Source organism: Chryseobacterium salivictor, from assembly GCF_004359195.1.
Lineage (GTDB): Bacteria > Bacteroidota > Bacteroidia > Flavobacteriales > Weeksellaceae > Kaistella > Kaistella salivictor.
Genome location: NZ_CP037954.1, coordinates 766051 through 782697, shown reverse-complemented (window position 1 = coordinate 782697; position 16647 = coordinate 766051). Strand labels below are relative to the sequence as shown.

Sequence of the window (16647 nt, the reverse complement as noted above, 5' to 3'; positions counted from 1 at the left end):
CAATCAGATCATTGCGAAAAAACATGAGTAGTGTTTCGTTAATTTTTAATTATTGAAATTTAATACTCATGCCGAATAAGAAATTCGTTCCCGCTTGTGAAAAGTAGAAAGGATTCTGATCATAAACAAAACCGTTATTCACATATTTCTTATTGAAAATATTGTTGACTAATAATTTGAGATCAACTTCAGTTCTTTTTAGATTTAAAGTATATTTCGCATTAAAATCGGTTAGAAAATAATTATTCAGTTTTAAGTTTTCGTTGTTCGTGTTGTCTAAAAACTGGCTTCCAACATATTGGTTTTGAAGTCCTAAGGCGAATTTTGATGTTGGTGAATAATTAACTGAAATATTCCCCAGGAAATCTGGTGAAAAAGAAATGGGAGTATTTCCTAAACTTTCAAATCCGGTATCAGTTTCATTTTTAAAGTCTTTGTTTTCATTTTTACTTAAAGTGAAATTCCCGGAAATAGTCCACTGTTGTGAAAGTTTTGCCCAAGCGCCGACCTCGATTCCCATCCGGTAACTTTTCCCTGAATTCACGCGGATGAATTCGCCGATGTCATTAATCTGACCGTTCAAAACCAATTGATTCACATAATTCATATAATATAAATTGGTGGTGAAAGAAACCGCACCAAATGATTTCTCCAGACCTGCTTCGAAATCGTGAAGTTTTTCAGGTTTGATTTCCGGATTGGCGAAAATGTCGTCACGGTTCGGTTCCCGGTGTGCGTGGGCATAAGAAAAGAATAATTTCCCGGAATTGATTTTATAATTCACGCCCATTTTTGGATTAAAAAATAACCAGTTTTTACTTAATCCGACCCCTTCATTATCACCTTGCTGAATGATTTCAGTGTTATAATTAATGTTTCTCACCTGCAGATCTCCGTAGAGTTCGAACGTGTTTAATTTCACGATTGCTTTTGCGAAGCCTGAGAATTCGGTTTTTGTTCCGTTGTTTCTATAATATTCATGTTCGAAGATTTCTGGAAAATAAACGCCGGTAACATTTCCGAAATGCTTTCCAAAATATTGGTTTCCAACGATTCCGAAATTTAAGTCGAGGTTTTCAAACTTTCCATAAAGGGTAGAAACGCCTCCGTAAAAATCATTGTCGAGCCATTTTTTACGGATGAAATCTGTTCTTTTAATGGTTTGATTATCAATGGTTAAGTCCGGTAAATTATACTTAGAAAACTTTGCGTCCTGTTTGTAGTTTTCATAATATCCTTTTCCTTTGGTATAATGAAAAGTCGTCTCTAGATTCCAGTGATTGTTAAAGTTTTGCTCCCATAATAACTGATAATGGTTTTGGCGGTAATTATCGGTTTCGTTGGCGTAGAAACCAACAATATTTTCCCAGTCTGCATCATAAATTGCTCCGGAATAATTGAGTTTCGGGTTGGTTTCCCAGATGGCTTTGTCGATTCCGTTCCAGGCTTGGTAGGTTTTTTCTTTTCCACCAAAAGCCATCAGTCTGATTTTGGTTTTCTTCTCTTCAAAAAGCGCAGTGAAATTATAAGAATTTAAATCTGAGAAAGCACGGTCGATATAACCATCAGAGTGAATGGTGGTATATCTTCCCATTAATGATAATCGGTCCTTCCAGAATTTGCCACTTCCTACTTCTGCCGAATATTTATAGGTATTAAAAGATCCGTATGAATCATCAGATTTTACATAAAACTGTTCTTCGGGACTTCTGGTAATCACGTTGACGCTCGCCCCAAAAGCAGAAACCCCATTTGAAGAAGTCCCGACGCCACGCTGAATCACGATTTGAGACGCAGAACTCGTTAAATCTCCAACATTTACAAAAAAGGTTCCCTGAGATTCCGAATCGTTGTACGGAACGCCGTTCAGCATTACATTGATTGCTGTTCCGCCAACACCACGAATTCTAAATCCGGTATAACCAATGCCGTTTCCGGCGTCGGAAGTCGAAATCACAGACATTTGGTTTTTCAGTAAAATCGGTAAATCCTGACCGAGATTTTTTGAACCTAAATCTTTTTCAACGTTGATGATTTCTTTGGTGACGGGCAGTCGTTTCAGAAAATTGATGCTTTCAATTTCCTTGGTTTTGAGGGAATCCTGCACGGTGTTTTGTGCAAAGTAGAATGGACCTGCGAGAAGTCCTAAAAAAATAAATCCTTTCATTCTTTTAATTTTTAAGATTAATTGAATAAAAGGGGCGATTATCATGAGCAATAAGTAATTGGTTCTAAGTAATATTGCTAATTAATCATTACTTATTGCTTATGTTTTCCCTAAACAGCATTACCTGTTCCAGGTTCATTGGGTCTAATCTCAGCTTTTCACAGCACCCCTTTAATTTCTGGGTGTAAACTTACAACTATTTTCTCAATATGCCTTGTTGGCAATGTCAATAAAGAAGTAATTTTCGCCGTCTTTCGTCACTTCAAACAAACGGCCGATTTTCCAGCTGTAATTTCTTTTGATGTCTTCGTATTCAAATGGAATAATGACTTTTCCGGTAACGTCGATGATTCCGAACTGATCATTTTTCACGGCGATGATCATCGGGTTTTTCAGATCATCTCCTTCCAGAATATGAAGGTATTGGAATTGGGGATAAATGGTGAAGTGCCGGTAATCTGAAGCATCGTGGAATTTTGAATCTTCGATAATTCCGTAGGCTTTATTTAAAATATAGGCATGAAATAACTGTGATTTAAACTGAAAAGGACATTGTCCTAAATCGCTCTCATTAAAATGATAGACCCGTTTTCCGGTCATATCAATTCTGTAATCTTTACCATCGAGCCGCACGGAGGCGTACTCTTTTGAACCGAATTTCTGAACTTTACTGTTGAGAGAATTCAAGAGGTTGCAGTCTTCAGTGAAAAAGCCCACATTGCTGTAAATTGCTGGAATGATGATTTTACCTTTCTGATTGATAAAGCCGGATTGCCCTTCTTTTTTATAAGGAATAAGCGCCGGAATAGAATCGTTGATTTTTATGAGATCTGAATTAACTTTTGGAACTGTCTTTTTTTCAGCAGCTGTTTTTTTAAGGTTTACTTTTGTGTTAACCGTTTTTTTCTGTGCAAAAAGAACCGTTGAAAAACTTAATAAAAGTACAGTGAAAATATTTTTCATTAATTGGAAATAATTTGCAAAAATAGGAATTTATAAATTCCGGAAAATGAAGAACAGCATTATCATTAATAAAACAATTAAAATTGCTTTTTGACCGTACAAAAACTGCTTGGTTTTGGGGAAGCGCTCTTTTAATTTGGTTTGGTACAATAATAGTCCCGCTAAGGCGTACGGCAAAGAAACGACGAGCAAAGGATTGTAGGCAAAAGCATTTTTGAAGTTCAGGTGCAGTAATTCGTGAGTCGCTCTTTGTCCGCCACAACCGGGACAGCTTAATCCCGTCAAGCTTTTGAAAATACAGTTCGGGAATAGCTGATAATACGCAGGATTGTAAAAATAGTAGAGCAACCCCAGCAAGATTGCGAAGGTGAAATAAATACTGATTTGAAGGTTTCTTCTGACCACTGCAATTTCTTAAATCAATTATGAACGGAAAAATACGTTCTTTTTTTGACAGTTGATTTTATTTTTTAAAATAATAAGAGCGGTTGAAATTTATTAAATATCAATTTTGTACCCGAAAAGTGAAACCAGATAATTCCCGGATCATATTTTATTCTGCAAATTTTTCGTTTCTAAATCTATTTGTAATTTTATGTAAACAGGCTTTAAGTTTTTTTGTATCTTTACAACTGATTGACAGAAAGGATATTGTGTTTTTTTTTACTTTTTGTTAAGTGTCTCTTTTTTACTTATTAATTTCTTCCAAAGTCTTTGCTGCAAGTGATCCGCGTAGGTTAACCCGTAGTTAACGCGTACTTTCGCCATAGACTCCAGTGGGACTGTTCAGGGTAGCTTTTACCTTCCTTTGGAACAGATCCCGTTATGATGTAATATTGTGATCAGTACACGAAAAAAAATCTATCGCCTATTCAAGATTCAACGAAGTTGGAAGTGATAAAATAAAACTGTTCAAAAGCAATATGGATAAGGATTACGCTACTGTTGCTCACTATTTGTTTTTAACTTTTTTTGAATTGGACTTTTTAGTTCTTTTACGGTTTAAAATATGTTTTTTGAATTTTTGTTATGTGGGTCATGATACCGTATTAAAACATCAGGATGCTTTTGGAAATAGAAATAAAACATCATATTTATTTTTATTCTAAATGACATTAGGGACTTAAACTTAAAATAATTCGTATTTTTGACTTTCTAAAAAAGATAATAAAAAACCAACAGATATGACTTTTGACATTGATATGATTAAGGAGGTGTATGCGCGTTATCCGGAAAGGATCGAAGCGGCTCGTAAAGCTGTGGGAAAACCGCTTACCCTTGCAGAGAAAATTCTTTATACCCATCTTTGGGAAGGCAGCGCAACGCAGGCGTACGAGCGTGGAAATTCTTACGTAGATTTCGCACCGGATCGGGTAGCAATGCAGGATGCGACCGCACAGATGGCGTTATTGCAATTTATGCAGGCCGGAAAATCAAAAGTTGCTGTTCCTTCTACCGCACACGCTGATCACCTTATTCAGGCAAGAGTCGGTGCTGAAGCCGATTTACAGGATGGTATCAACAAAAACTCAGAAGTATTTAATTTCCTGAGTTCTGTTTGCGACAAATATGGTATTGGTTTTTGGAAACCGGGCGCAGGAATTATTCACCAGGTGGTTTTAGAAAACTATGCATTCCCGGGTGGAATGATGATCGGAACCGACTCCCACACGGTAAATGCCGGTGGTTTGGGAATGGTGGCAATTGGCGTTGGTGGCGCAGATGCTGTTGATGTAATGGCTGGAATGGCTTGGGAACTGAAGATGCCGAAATTAATCGGTATCAAATTGACAGGAAAACTAAGCGGTTGGGCTTCCGCAAAAGATATTATTCTTAAAGTGGCCGGGATTCTTACCGTGAAAGGAGGAACAGGCTGTATCGTAGAATATTTCGGTGAAGGTGCGAACTCGCTTTCTGCCACCGGAAAAGGAACGATCTGTAATATGGGTGCTGAAATTGGAGCAACCACTTCTACTTTCGGATATGATGATTCCATGAGAAGATATTTAGCGGCAACCGGAAGACAGGATGTCGTAGATGCTGCTGATGTCATCGCGGATCACTTAACCGGTGATGCTGAAGTTTACGCTAATCCTGAATTATATTTTGATCAGGTTATTGAGATCAACTTAGATGAATTAACGCCACATTTAAACGGACCTTTCACACCAGACTTAGCAACTCCTGTTGCTGAATTCCATGAAAAAGCGGTGGCAAACGGATGGCCAATTGAAGTGGAATGGGCGCTGATCGGTTCCTGTACCAACTCTTCTTATGAAGATTTATCAAGAGCCGCTTCTATCGTTGAAGATGCTGTTGCAAAAGGCGTTAAGCCAAAAGCGATTTTGGGAATTAACCCAGGTTCTGAGCAAGTTAAATTCACTGCTGAAAGAGATGGTTTCTTAGATTCATTCAGAAAATTCGAAAACGCAAGAATCTTTACCAATGCCTGTGGACCTTGTATCGGTCAGTGGGACAGAGAAGGCTCTGATAAAGGAGAGAAAAACTCAATCATCCATTCTTTCAACAGAAACTTTGCGAAAAGAGCAGATGGAAATCCAAATACGCACGCATTTGTGGCTTCACCGGAAATGGTAGCTGCCGTTGCGATTGCAGGAAGACTGGATTTTAATCCGATCACAGATACTTTAACCAACCAGGCAGGTGAACAGATTAAATTAGACGAGCCGAAAGGTTTTGAATTACCTGAAAAAGGATTTGCCGTTGATGACAATGGATATCAAGCGCCTTCTGAAGACGGTTCTACCGTTCAGATTGCGGTAAGCCCAACTTCAGACAGGTTGCAGTTATTAGAGCCTTTCCAGCCTTGGGACGGAAAAAATATTACCGGTGCCAAAGTTTTAATTAAAGCTTTCGGAAAATGTACCACCGACCATATTTCTATGGCAGGACCGTGGTTAAAATACCGTGGACATTTAGATAATATTTCCAATAATATGTTGATCGGAGCAGTTAATGCTTACAATATGGAAACCAACACCGTGAAAAACAGTCTTACAGGCGAGTACGGTGAAGTTCCTGCTGTAGCAAGGGCTTATAAAGCTGCCGGCGTTTCAACCATTGTCGTTGGTGACGAAAACTATGGTGAAGGTTCTTCCAGAGAACACGCTGCCATGGAGCCGAGACATCTTGGTGTAAAAGCCGTCATGGTAAAATCTTTCGCGCGTATCCACGAAACGAATTTGAAAAAACAAGGAATGCTTGGTCTAACGTTTGCTGACAAAGCAGACTATGATAAATTCCAGGAAGATGATACGATTAACTTCTTAGATTTAGAGCAGTTCGCGCCAGGAAAACCGTTGACTTTGGAATTGGTTCACGCTGACGGAACTAAAGATGTGGTCATCACCAACCATACTTATAACGCTCAGCAAATCGATTGGTATAAAGCAGGATCTGCCTTGAATCTGATCGCTGCTGAAGCTGCAAGAAATGCTTAATTAGTTAAGATTAATTATAATAAACCGCTCAAGAAATTGGGCGGTTTTTTTATTTCGTATTTTAAAATATATATGATTGTAACTTTTCTGATATATCGTTGTCTAATTGAATAGAAACCTATTTATGACCAAAAAAATTACCGTTGCAGTTATTGCTTTATTGTTTTCTCAATTCTATTTTTCACAGGAAAAACCTCAGAAGGAAACCAAAGAAAAGGAAATAGAAGGCGTTGTTATCACCAAAACTAAAAAAGCCGTTGAACAAAAAGCGGACCGTACTATTTTTGATTTTTCAGAACAGGAAAGTCTCAATACCGGGAGCGCGATGGAAGGAATTAAAAAACTTCCGGGATTGGTCGCTACCGATATTGCCGGAATGATGTATCAGGGGAAAATGCTTGCGGTTTATCTGAACGGTCGGCCTTTAAATATTTCAAGCAACGATCTGACTTCTTTTCTGGAAGGAATGCCCGCAAACTCCATCGAAAGAATTGAAGTGATTACGCAGCCCGGCGCAGAGTTTCCTGCTTCTTCCGGTGGTGCGATCATGAATATCATTACCAATAAAAACGCTAATAAATATTTAACTGCGACTTACTCCGGGAATTATGCCTTTACGAATGAGGAAAAATTCCGCAGCAGAACCAATAATTCTTTAAGTTTAAATGCCAGAAATAAATATTTCGGCTGGCAGTTGAGAGTGGGTCAAAGCTACCGTGAAAGTGAAATGAACAGCAATCAGGATAATCTGGTTTTGTCAAATACGGATAGAATTGCCCGCGGAACTTTTGCAAAAGCCGGACTTACTTTTGATTTGGGTGCTGATAAATTATTATTGAATTATGACGTTTATAACAACAATAATGATAATCTTACTTTAAGTGATGGTTCCTATTTGCTGTCGGATAAGGTTTTAAATAAATATACGGCACTGGATGCGGCAAAAACGAATTCACTTCGTCAGGAAGCCGTTATCAGTTATCAAAAAAGATTTGATGATAAGAATAAAAAGTTAGATTTCCAGGCAGGATATACGCGGTCAAACAATGATTTCTATCAGGATAATATTTACAATAATTCAACTTTTTATGGCAACCAAAGTTATGGAAGGGTTCTGGATAATACTTCTTTAATGCAGGTTTCCAACTTCAAAGTAGATTTTTCGCAGCCGGTAAAAATTTTAGATGAAGGGAAAGTGAGTTTTGGGGGTTTGTATGAAAACCAGATTTTCGATACCGAGAGTAAAGGAATTACCAACCTTGAATATCAGAGAAATACCGCTTCTACTTATCTGGAATTTCAGGCAAAATTGAAGAAATTTGATTTTACGCTCGGAACCAGAGCGGAAAATTACGACATTTCGGGAACGACAAGACTGACCGATTCAGATGGGGTTTTGCAGGAAGAAGCATTGATTCCTTTTAATAAATTCAAGCTGTTTCCGAATGCAAGTATCCAATACAATCTGATGAATCAGGTTTATCTGGCTTTGAATTATAACAAGAAAATCACTCTGCCAAGTATTTCCGCACTAAATCCAAATAACAATACATTTGAAGGCCCCAATTCTTCGATCACGGGAAATCCTTATTTGCAGCCAACGGTTTTTGATAATTTCGAAATTAAACTTTCGGCGTTTGATTACGCTTTTATCGGTTATAATGTTTCTTCGATTGACAATCAAGTAGCGCAATTGCTTTCCCGAAAAGGAGACGTTATCGAAAATAAGCAGGTGAATATTCCGAACATGAGAATTCATAATTTTAATGTCGGTATGCCAATTCCGTTTATGATTTTCACTAAGCCTTTCGGTGAAATAATGAAGATGAATTTCAATCCTGATAAAATCAATTTTCTGTATGTTTATGCGGGTTATGTGAAGCATGAAATTAAAGAAATCGATCCGAAGGGAATGTGGGTTGTGAACCTGATGGCGCAAGTAGTACTTCCTTCTCAGATAAAAATGACTGCGAATTATAATGTGTTATCGAAAAAAGCAGGCTACTATTATTTCGAGTCAGAAAAGCCGTTTAATCAAAAATTTGATTTGACCTTCACGAAGAAATTCCTGAATGATAAACTAACTCTTTCGGTTTACGGAAATGATCTTTTCAATACGCAAGTAACTCAACTTCATTCCAGACCATTAGAAGGAGAAAGTGTTTTTCTTTATAATAAAACCGATACGAGAAACTTTGGTTTTTCTGTGAATTATAAAATTCCGACCAAAAATAAACTGGCAAAAGAAGATGCCAATATTTTAAAACAAAATAATCCGAATGATAGTAATGGTGGAGTTGTTGCACCAGCTCAGTAAAGGTTTTTTTACCGCAAAAAAAACAAAAGTTTTGATTTAATAAGGTTAGCCTAAAGATGGTAGAAATTATATAGAATAATATTTTTGCAACCTTTTAAAGTTCTTTTTCATCACGATTCGAAGCTGATCAATTAGCGTCTTTTGTCTCTTTTGCGGTTAAAAGATTCAATGTTTTTTTAGACAAATTATCAATCTACACACGCTTTCCAAACCGGATCATTCTGAGGAACGGGCGCCGTGACGGATAGTTTTTCTAAAGTGACAGGATGGATAAACTCCAGCTTTCTCGCATGCAGATGAATGCCGCCGTCGGGATTAGAGCGTGGCGAACCGTATTTCAAATCGCCTTTAATCGGAGCGCCAATTTTCGATAATTGTGCCCGGATCTGATGATGGCGACCGGTTTCCAAATCAACTTCCAGCAGCAGGAAATTATCCAGCGTTTTAATGATTTCGTAATTCAGAACCGCTTGTTTTGCGCCTTCGGTGGCTTTCGGGAAAACAGTTGTTTTATTGTTTTTCTCGTTTTTCAGAAGATAATGCACCAGTCTTTGCTTTTGTGGAATTTCAGCTTTGGAAACGACTGCCCAATATGTCTTTTTGATTTCGCGGTTTTTCACCATTTGCGTTAAACGGGAAAGTGCTTTGGAAGTTTTGGCATAAATGACCAGTCCGGAAGTAGGCCGGTCGATACGGTGAACCAATCCCAGGAAAACATTTCCAGGTTTGTGATCTCTTTTTTTAATGAAATCTTTAATTAAATCAAGCAAAGATAAATCGCCGGTTTTGTCTCCCTGAACGAGTTGCCCAGCTTTTTTATTGATAACTAAAAGATGATTGTCTTCGAAAACGATTTGTTCTTGCATAATGGGAATTTACGAACTGCAAATTTACGCTAAAAAAAACATCGGAACCGCGAAGAAAGCAGAACAGTTATTTAGGGAGATTGTATTGTATGAAAAATGTTTTCTGAGAATCAAAAGCGATGTCTTCGATATCAATCTCGTTTTTTTTAATCCAGACTGTTTCAGAAATTTCAGATAATTCAAGCTTTGCTTCTACTTTTTCCGGGACTTCATATTCGTAAAATAAGTCGATGGTATTGTATAGAATGTTTTTGTATTCGTAAGTGTTTGGTAAGCTTGCCAGATATTTTAATTGAGAAATGTCCACTTTCATTTTCATTTCCTCGAAAAGTTCACGAACGCAGGTTTCTTCGGCGCTTTCTCTTGGATCTACAAATCCGCCGGCCAAATCGAGTTTCCCTTTTTTCGGTTCCTGATTTCTTCGGGTAAAAAGAATGTCTTCGCCATGTTTGATGATGACGGCCACTGCTCCTGCAACATTGTGATAGAGTACATAATCGCAGCTGGAACAACTCCATTTTTTTTCGCCGTCCCACATTAAAGTGGGTTTCCCGCATTTCGGACAGTATTTTAAATCACTCATTCTCCTTTGTTTCTTGGATGATAGTTAAGAATGACATCGCGTAATTCTTCGTTTTTCAAATGGGTGTAGATCTCGGTTGTTGTAATACTGGAGTGGCCCAGCATTTCCTGGATGTAGCGCAGATCTGCGCCGTTCTGTAAAAGGTGAGTTGCAAAAGAATGACGGAAAGTGTGTGGTGAAATCCTTTTTCTAATGCCTGCTTTTTCGGTTAATTCCTTGATGATGATGAAAACAATCACCCTGGACATCGCCGATCCGCGGCTGTTCAGGAAAACAATGTCTTCATGTTTTTTATTGATTTTACCCTTAGAACGAACCGTGTTCAGATACGTTTTAATTAAGTTGGAGGTAAATTTTGCTAAAGGAACGAACCGCGATTTGTCTCCTTTTCCATCAACTTTTAAATAAGATTCTTTAAAATTAATATTGGAGATTTTCAAATCGATGAGTTCAGAAACGCGTAATCCGCAACCGTAGAGAACTTCGATCATGCATTTATTTCTTTGTCCCAAATCGGTGTCTGTATTGATGGCTCGAATAATTTTGTCTATATCGTCAAAACTCAGAGTATCGGGGAGGTAAATTCCCAGTTTCGGCCCTTCCAGTAAAGTGGCGGGATTGTCGTCGCGAACTTCATCTTCGACCAGATATTTAAAGAAAGATTTAATGGACGAGATCCACCTTGCCTGACTTCTTTCGCTGAATTTCTTTTTGGAAAGCTGATAAAGGTATTCCTGAATATTTTCGTAGGTAATGGTTAAAGGACCGGTGTTTTCAAGATCGAATTCTGCGTAATCCTGGAGTTTTCTGATGTCCCGTATATAAGCGTCTATGGTATTGTCTGAAAAGTTTCTTTCAAATTTTAAAAAAGTTTCGAAGTCTTTAATTTTTTCATCCCAAGTCATTGTAATCTGTGTTTTTGTATTTTTATTTTAAGTCATCATAGGGTACCTGTAAAATTTCAATTCCGTGATTTTTTAGGAATTCAATTCCATCATTATCCTTATAATGATCCACATAGACCAGTTTTTTTATCCCTGCCTGCAAAATGAGTTTGCTGCATTCTTTACAGGGCGATAAGGTAAGGTAGAGTGTGGCGTCTTTTGCAGACTGGGTAGAGCGGGCCAATTTCAGTATGGCATTCGCTTCGGCATGCAAAACAAACCAGTGGGTTTCGCCGGCGTCATTTTCACAGCAGTTTTCAAAGCCGGAAGGAGTTCCGTTATAACCGTCTGAAATAATCATGCGGTCTTTTACGATGAGCGCTCCCACCTGCTTGCGTTTGCAGTAGGAGAGTTTGGCCCATTCACTTGCCATTTTTAAATAAGCAATGTCAAATTTGGTTACTATCAAAAATTTATTGTTTTTAAGATTCAGGGGAATTATTTTTTTAAAAAGATGGTTTTCTTTTTTCTAAAAAAGCAGCAACTCCTTCTTTTTTATCCTCCATTTCAAAGAGTTCACCAAACGATTTTATTTCGGTCTCGAAACCGTGGCCACTGTCATACTGATTGACGGCGGCAATTGCTTTGGAAATTCCCATAGGTGAATTCTGAGCGATGGTATTTGCAAGTTCTTTGGTCTTTGGTAAAAGTTCTTCTAAACTAAAAACTTCGTTAACCAAACCGATTTCTTTTGCCCGTTGTGCGGGAATCATCTTTGCGGAGAAAATCAATTCATTGGCCAGGCCTTTTCCGACTAATTTTGGCAACCGCTGTGTTCCACCATAACCCGGGATTAATCCTAAAGTAACTTCCGGCAATCCCAATCTTGCGTTTTCTGAAGCATACCGAATGTGGCAGGCCATGGCTAATTCTAAACCGCCACCCAAGGCGAAACCATTTACGGCAGCAATAACAGGTTTGTTGAGGTTTTCAATTTTATTAAAAAGAATGTTTTGTCCGTTTCTGGCTAAGTCTTCAGCAGCGGCAGTTCCGAAATCGGAAAATTCTTTGATATCTGCTCCTGCAACGAAAGATTTTTCACCGCTGCCGGTGATAATGACTGCTCTGTATTGCGGATCTGCAGAAACTTCGTCTAAAGCCCGGCTCAGTTCCAAAATGGTTTTTGCATTAAGTGCATTTAAACTTTGCGGACGGTTAATTGTAATTACTGCTGTTTTTTGGTCCGTTTCTAAAATTATATTTTCGTACGACATTGTAATACCTTGTTAAGTGTTTTAGTACTGTGCAAATTAATGAATTTTTCCCACTTTGACGGGCTGAGGGCAATACTGGTTTTTTTAAGACAATTTCTTTGGAAATGATGTTCTATTTTGTAGAATGACTCATCATGTTCGAATCGATATTGACCTGTAAGGCCATGGCGATTTTCATTCCCAGTTCGATGTTTGCCCGGAAGAAATGGCACAACTGACGATTGATAATCTCGTCTCTTTTCGGTCCGGTAATTCCTTTCATCGACGCTACAATGTTTGAGACCAAATTTTGGCGGTCGGTTTCATTCATTGCTTTGGTGTATAATAATCCTGGCTGGGTGTAATGATCATCATCATTTTCATTCCGGTTAAAGTTCGCAACATGATTGCTGTCCAGATCTTCTTCGAAATTTTTGTACGCAGACTGCGGTTTGATTTCATCAAAGCTGTTGGGGTAGTAGTTGGGAGCGTCTTTATATTGGCTGGAATCTGCCATCGCGCCGTCTCTTTGGTAATTATTCACTGTAAACGGGCAGCGGTTTACTTTAAGCAAATGGGAGTTTGCGCCCACTCTGTATCGGTGTGCATCTGGGTAAGAAAAAAGCCGGCCCTGCAGCATTTTGTCAGGTGAAAAACTGATTCCGTTAACTAAATTGCTCGGTGAAAAGGTAGCCTGTTCTACATGCGCAAAATAATTGACTGGAATTTCATTCAGTTCCATTTCGCCCACTTCAATTAAAGGGAATTCGTCGTGGAACCATACTTTAGTGACATCAAAAGGATTCCAGCGGAATTCTTTCGCTTGCTCACCGGTCATTACCTGAATATATAAGGTCCATTTTGGGAAGTTGCCTTCTTCAATGGCGGTCATTAAATCTTCCTGTGCAAAATCCGGATTTTCTCCCTTCATTTTCACGGCATCGTCATGACTGAAATTTTTTATTTCCTGTTTTGTTTTAAAGTGGAGCTTCACCCAAACTCTTTCATTCGAAGCATTAATCATTGAAAAAGTGTGAGACCCAAAACCATGCATGTGCCGGTAGCCATATGGGGTTCCCCGATCCGACATTAATATGAGAACCTGATGCAGTGATTCCGGATTAAAACTCCAGAAATCCCACATCATCGTTGCGCTTTTAAGATTTGTTTTTGGAAGGCGTTTTTGAGTATGAATAAAATCCGGGAATTTTTTAGCGTCTTTAATGAAAAATACCGGCGTATTGTTTCCGACCAAATCCCAATTTCCGTCTTCGGTATAAAATTTTACGGCAAAACCTCTCGGGTCTCTTTCTGTATCTGCACTTCCTTTTTCGCCGCCTACGGTAGAAAATCTTGTGAAGATCCGGCAGGAATTTCCCACTTTAGAAAAGAGTTGGGCTTTGGTGAACTGTGAAATATCATGGGTTACGGTGAATTTCCCGTACGCGCCAGTACCTTTTGCGTGTACGACTCTCTCGGGAATCCTCTCCCGAACGAAATGAGCCAAATTTTCCTGTAAGATGAAGTCCTGTAATAAAACCGGTCCTTTTGGGCCTGCTGTCTGAGAATCTTCGTGGTCATAATAAGCAATTCCGGACGAGTTGGTTAGTTTGCGATCGCTCATATTGTTGATTTTAATAAACCTCAAATTTATTTAAAAATAATTACAATTTGGCAAAATCTAAGTATATTTGACCTTGACTAAATTAACCTCATGAATATTCAGCAACTGGAATACCTTATCGCAGTAGATAAATATAAGCACTTTGGCAATGCCGCTCAGGCCTGTTTCATTACCCAACCAACATTGAGTGCAATGATTCAGAAGTTTGAGGACGAAATGGATGTTAAAATTTTTGACCGCACCACCCATCCCATCAGAACAACGGATGTAGGAATACAAATTATTTTAGAGGCAAAAAAAGTGGTGGACGCAATTAATGAATTAAGAAGTAAAGCGAATCTGCTCAATAATGTTTTGGCGGGCAAACTTAATTTGGGCGTGCTTCCTACGATTTCTGGATTTATTTTACCCACGGAAATTTTTGACTTTCTAAAAACCCATCCTAAAATCGAACTCAATCTTAAGGAGATGACCACCGAGAATATCATCAAAGCATTGAAAACCGGTGAGCTCGATGCAGGAATTATTTCTACGCCTTACGCCGCTGCCAATGAATTTTATCACGATTTTTTATTTAATGAAGAACTCATGATTTATGCGGCAGAGGACAGTACGGTAGAAAAGAAGGACAGCTTCGTGGTTCCGGAAGATATCGATGTGCAGAAAGTGTGGCTTCTGGAAGAAGGAAACTGTCTGAGAACCCAGTTTGAAAACATTTGTGAATTAAAGGAAAATACGGTAAAGCCGAAGAATCTTGAGTTCGTTGCTTCCAATATTAATACCTTGGTTCAGCTGGTCGATAAATTAGGTGGCATCAGTATTCTGCCGGAACTCGCTGTAGAACAGTTAACCGATCAGCAGAAAAAGAAAGTCAAAAGATTCAGGGCTCCTTTTCCTTACCGCGAGATTTCGGTAATCTATTATAAACCAACATACAAGCAGAAAATTTTAGACGAACTGATTGAGTTTATTGCGGGCTCGTTGAACAGCAAACTTAATTACAATAAAAGCCCGAATGAATTTGTCGGAATAAAACCGCAATAATTTTTAACTTCAAAATAAATTTTGTGCTTTAATAAATAGTGGCTAAATTTGCACCAATAATTTACCGGAGGAAAAATTTGTACTGATTGCAACCTCATTAAAAAATGCTAAAACCGATTTTCTCTTTTAGTTTCTCTTGCAATCACCTTATTTTCTTCTATTTTTTTAATTAAAAAAACAATAGAAATATGTCTTATTTATTTACCTCTGAGTCGGTATCCGAAGGGCACCCAGATAAAGTGGCTGATCAAATATCAGATGCCTTAATCGATAACTTCCTCGCCAATGACCCCCAATCCAAAGTGGCTTGTGAAACACTGGTCACCACAGGGCAGGTCGTTTTGGCAGGTGAAGTAAAGTCGACTGCTTATCTTGATGTACAGGATATTGCCAGAAGAGTAATTAACGGAATTGGCTATACAAAAGGAGAATACATGTTCGCGGGGGATTCCTGTGGAGTTATTTCCTGTATTCACGAGCAGTCTTCCAATATTAATCAGGGAGTAGACCGGGCTCAGGAAAGTGATGATTTCGATACCAAAGCCAATTTACAGGGAGCCGGAGATCAGGGAATGATGTTTGGTTACGCGACCAACGAAACCGATAACTATATGCCGCTGGCCCTTGATCTGGCTCACACCATCCTTAAAGAATTAGCTGTTTTAAGAAGAGAAAACGATGCTGTAAAGTATCTTCGGCCTGATGCCAAGTCACAGGTAACCATCGAATATTCGGATGACCATAAACCGGTTAGGATAGACTCTATCGTGGTTTCCACCCAGCACGATGATTTTGGAAGCGACGAAGCGATGTCGGCAAAAATCGAGAAAGACATGATCGAAATTTTGATTCCGAAAGTGAAAGCAAAACAAAAGAAAGAAATTCAGGATTTATTCAACGATAAGATCAAATACCACATTAATCCGACCGGAAAATTTGTAATCGGTGGTCCACACGGTGATACAGGTTTGACGGGACGAAAAATCATCGTAGATACTTATGGTGGAAAAGGCGCGCACGGTGGTGGTGCTTTCTCCGGAAAAGACCCGTCAAAAGTAGATAGAAGTGCGGCTTACGCTGTGCGTCATATTGCGAAAAACTTAGTTGCAGCAGGAGTTGCAGATGAGATTTTGGTACAGGTTTCCTACGCGATTGGTGTTGCTGAACCCTGTGGTCTGTACGTTAATACTTACGGAACTTCAAAACTAGGTTTGCATGATGGCGACATTTCAGAAAGAATTCAGAAAATATTTGATTTAAGACCTTATGCAATTGAGCAGAATCTAAAATTGAGAAATCCGATTTATCAGGAAACCGCTTCTTATGGCCACATGGGAAGAGAACCTTATGTTGCTGATAAAACCTTTAGAAAAGCAACCGGCGAAGAATTCACCATTAAAGATTTAGAATTCTTTACTTGGGAGAAACTCGACAAAGTTGATGAAATAAAAAAAGAATTTAATCTTTAAAAAATATAAGAACTGC

Annotated in this window: 13 protein-coding genes; 4 read left to right on the top strand and 9 right to left on the bottom strand. The window is 38.6% G+C overall.

The features are described from left to right. Nucleotides 1-49 precede the first annotated feature (49 nt). The 3 genes from NBC122_RS03580 to NBC122_RS03570 form a co-directional block, all read right to left on the bottom strand. On the bottom strand, nt 50-2167 hold the full coding sequence (locus tag NBC122_RS03580; RefSeq protein ID WP_133439063.1) for a TonB-dependent receptor: 2118 nt from the start codon (nt 2165-2167) through the stop codon (nt 50-52). Nucleotides 2168-2371: 204 nt separating this feature from the next. Beyond that, nucleotides 2372-3130, bottom strand: a complete 759-nt coding sequence (locus tag NBC122_RS03575) for a WG repeat-containing protein (RefSeq protein ID WP_133439062.1) — start codon at nt 3128-3130, stop codon at nt 2372-2374. Nucleotides 3131-3160: 30 nt separating this feature from the next. Beyond that, nucleotides 3161-3535 (bottom strand): DUF2752 domain-containing protein, encoded by a 375-nt coding sequence (locus tag NBC122_RS03570; protein WP_165983189.1) that lies wholly within the window; start codon nt 3533-3535, stop codon nt 3161-3163. A gap of 779 nt (nt 3536-4314) precedes the next feature. On the opposite strand from NBC122_RS03570, the gene NBC122_RS03565 reads away from it, so the two are divergent. Then, nucleotides 4315-6591 carry an aconitate hydratase gene (locus NBC122_RS03565; protein WP_133439060.1) on the top strand — a complete coding sequence of 759 codons (2277 nt, stop codon included), beginning with the start codon at nt 4315-4317 and terminating at the stop codon, nt 6589-6591. Between the two features lie 124 nt (nt 6592-6715). Next, nucleotides 6716-8908: an outer membrane beta-barrel protein gene (locus NBC122_RS03560; protein WP_133439059.1), complete on the top strand. Its 2193-nt coding sequence runs from the start codon at nt 6716-6718 to the stop codon at nt 8906-8908. Between the two features lie 188 nt (nt 8909-9096). On the opposite strand, the gene NBC122_RS03555 is transcribed toward NBC122_RS03560, so the two are convergent. The 6 genes from NBC122_RS03555 to NBC122_RS03530 all read right to left on the bottom strand — a co-directional run bounded on the left by NBC122_RS03555 (nt 9097) and on the right by NBC122_RS03530 (nt 14118). Continuing rightward, nucleotides 9097-9777, bottom strand: coding sequence for an RluA family pseudouridine synthase (locus NBC122_RS03555; protein WP_133439058.1), 681 nt, complete (start codon nt 9775-9777; stop codon nt 9097-9099). A gap of 64 nt (nt 9778-9841) precedes the next feature. After that, on the bottom strand, nt 9842-10357 hold the full coding sequence (locus NBC122_RS03550) for an NUDIX domain-containing protein (RefSeq protein ID WP_133439057.1): 516 nt from the start codon (nt 10355-10357) through the stop codon (nt 9842-9844). After that, a complete protein-coding gene (xerD, locus tag NBC122_RS03545) occupies nt 10354-11262 on the bottom strand; it encodes a site-specific tyrosine recombinase XerD (RefSeq protein WP_133439056.1) in 909 nt (302 codons plus the stop codon). Before xerD ends, NBC122_RS03550 begins: the two co-directional genes overlap by 4 nt. A gap of 22 nt (nt 11263-11284) precedes the next feature. Then, nucleotides 11285-11674, bottom strand: coding sequence for a deoxycytidylate deaminase (locus NBC122_RS03540; protein WP_246012437.1), 390 nt, complete (start codon nt 11672-11674; stop codon nt 11285-11287). Between the two features lie 73 nt (nt 11675-11747). Next, nucleotides 11748-12515 (bottom strand): enoyl-CoA hydratase/isomerase family protein, encoded by a 768-nt coding sequence (locus NBC122_RS03535; protein ID WP_133439054.1) that lies wholly within the window; start codon nt 12513-12515, stop codon nt 11748-11750. 112 nt (nt 12516-12627) lie between these two features. Further along, entirely contained in the window at nt 12628-14118 is a 1491-nt protein-coding gene (locus NBC122_RS03530; protein ID WP_133439053.1) for a catalase, read from the bottom strand. Nucleotides 14119-14208: 90 nt separating this feature from the next. Between NBC122_RS03530 and NBC122_RS03525 the strand changes: the two genes are divergently transcribed. Both NBC122_RS03525 and metK read left to right on the top strand, forming a co-directional pair. Next, a complete protein-coding gene (locus NBC122_RS03525) occupies nt 14209-15162 on the top strand; it encodes a hydrogen peroxide-inducible genes activator (RefSeq protein WP_133439051.1) in 954 nt (317 codons plus the stop codon). Nucleotides 15163-15350: 188 nt separating this feature from the next. Then, the gene (metK, locus tag NBC122_RS03520) at nt 15351-16631 is read left to right on the top strand and encodes a methionine adenosyltransferase (RefSeq protein ID WP_133439049.1); all 1281 of its coding nucleotides are present in this window, start codon (nt 15351-15353) and stop codon (nt 16629-16631) included. Nucleotides 16632-16647: the final 16 nt, after the last annotated feature.

What these genes read in the sequence shown, in the direction of transcription:
- NBC122_RS03580 (WP_133439063.1), bottom strand. Translation starts at nt 2,167, where the DNA reads ATGAAAGGATTTATTTTTTTAGGACTTCTCGCAGGTCCATTCTACTTT.
- NBC122_RS03575 (WP_133439062.1), bottom strand. Translation starts at nt 3,130, where the DNA reads ATGAAAAATATTTTCACTGTACTTTTATTAAGTTTTTCAACGGTTCTT.
- NBC122_RS03565 (WP_133439060.1), top strand. Translation starts at nt 4,315, where the DNA reads ATGACTTTTGACATTGATATGATTAAGGAGGTGTATGCGCGTTATCCG.
- NBC122_RS03560 (WP_133439059.1), top strand. Translation starts at nt 6,716, where the DNA reads ATGACCAAAAAAATTACCGTTGCAGTTATTGCTTTATTGTTTTCTCAA.
- NBC122_RS03550 (WP_133439057.1), bottom strand. Translation starts at nt 10,357, where the DNA reads ATGAGTGATTTAAAATACTGTCCGAAATGCGGGAAACCCACTTTAATG.
- xerD (WP_133439056.1), bottom strand. Translation starts at nt 11,262, where the DNA reads ATGACTTGGGATGAAAAAATTAAAGACTTCGAAACTTTTTTAAAATTT.
- NBC122_RS03540 (WP_246012437.1), bottom strand. Translation starts at nt 11,674, where the DNA reads ATGGCAAGTGAATGGGCCAAACTCTCCTACTGCAAACGCAAGCAGGTG.
- NBC122_RS03535 (WP_133439054.1), bottom strand. Translation starts at nt 12,515, where the DNA reads ATGTCGTACGAAAATATAATTTTAGAAACGGACCAAAAAACAGCAGTA.
- NBC122_RS03530 (WP_133439053.1), bottom strand. Translation starts at nt 14,118, where the DNA reads ATGAGCGATCGCAAACTAACCAACTCGTCCGGAATTGCTTATTATGAC.
- NBC122_RS03525 (WP_133439051.1), top strand. Translation starts at nt 14,209, where the DNA reads ATGAATATTCAGCAACTGGAATACCTTATCGCAGTAGATAAATATAAG.
- metK (WP_133439049.1), top strand. Translation starts at nt 15,351, where the DNA reads ATGTCTTATTTATTTACCTCTGAGTCGGTATCCGAAGGGCACCCAGAT.